Genomic DNA, 1429 nt, shown 5'->3' on the forward strand with positions numbered 1-1429 from the left:
CCTTTGATAGGCTCATAGTTTCGGATGTTACTTACACCTAAACTACAAAGAATTTTGCCTTTAATACCAGCTTCCCTAATACTTAAAACGGTCTCGAGCCCCTCTGCTATAATCGTTACATTACTTGCTGAATTATTGCCATCTTTACTGACTTGTACGTTCCTGCTTTGTACGTTCTGTTGTTCATTATTTTTATTAATCTCAACAAAAGAGCCTCTGATTCTGCCAAATGAACGTTTATTAACCTCAATATCAGCTTTATTATTTGTGTCTTTGTTTAAATAAATTGATTGTCCACCGGTAATATTACCATCTTTATTTCTAGCAAAAGCAATTAATGCAGGATAATATTGTTTACTATTACTATCCCACATCATATCAGTTCTAAGATCATTACTTAGTTGGTATCTTGTTAATACTTCTTTAATTCTGCGATGTTCTGATAAATATCTTTTTGCAACATTATTTGGCATCATATAGATTATAGAATCTGATTTTTCATATAATTCTTCAGCTCTCTTTATCTTAGATATTTTAGCATATTTCGCTTGTTGATCTTGATTCTTAACTTTTTGGTCAAATTGCTCTTTTATCTTATCTTCTAATAACTTGCTATTGTTTGACACACCAACCATATTTTGTAAATATTTCTTAGCTTCTACAAAATCACAATTTTTTTCTCTTTGTACTAAGGTAAATAAATCTCCTCCCTCTCCTTTACTAAAATCATACCATCTGCCGGCTTTACTGCCATTTATCTTCATCGCTATCTTACCATCTTTCTCCCAGCGGAGTACTTGACTATTTGATAAATGCTTATTTGGACTACCAAGTAAGCTTCGTCCTATTTCTTCAGCTTTAAATGATAATTTTTGTTTTAATTCCAGTGTTTCTTGTTTATTAATAGAATTATAATCTATTTTTGTCTTTGCCATAATATCCTCTTGTAACTTAACACTTATTGTTGTATCTTGTTTATTACAATTCTTGAGGTTATAAGAAGAGCTTTTTCGCTCTTCTTGGGCTTTATGGCTTGTGGCAAGATTTGTGCTAGTACTTCCTAGGATCTCTGCTACTTTAGCAGGTGGCTCTAACTTCACTCTTAAGTGATAATAGTTATCATTACTGTGTAATCTATCCTTAATATCTTCTACTACCCCTTTAAACCAATTACCTACTTTATCTATAATATTAGGACTCTTGCTTTCCTGAACTGCTAGCAACTCTTCTAAAGTTTTAAAATTAATGCTAGATAGCCTATTATCTATTTTGCTAAGTTGCGATATTAAACTGGCCATATTCCTGGTAGCCTTCCTATTATAGTAAAGTTTTACCTCTTCTATATGTCTAGTCATGGCTACATAAGAATTTCTGCTATTTCCTGCTAAATTATGTAATACATAGACATCTTTAATTGATGCTCCTTGTG

General features: G+C 31.9%; 1 protein-coding gene. It reads right to left on the reverse strand.

Features of this window, described 5'->3' with window-relative positions; translation table 11 throughout:
* Window positions 1-1429 (reverse strand): DUF7146 domain-containing protein (locus tag MB29_RS00835; protein ID WP_032138685.1); only part of this gene is annotated, 1429 nt, incomplete at both ends.

The organism is Rickettsia tamurae, assembly GCF_000751075.1.
Classification (GTDB): domain Bacteria; phylum Pseudomonadota; class Alphaproteobacteria; order Rickettsiales; family Rickettsiaceae; genus Rickettsia; species Rickettsia tamurae.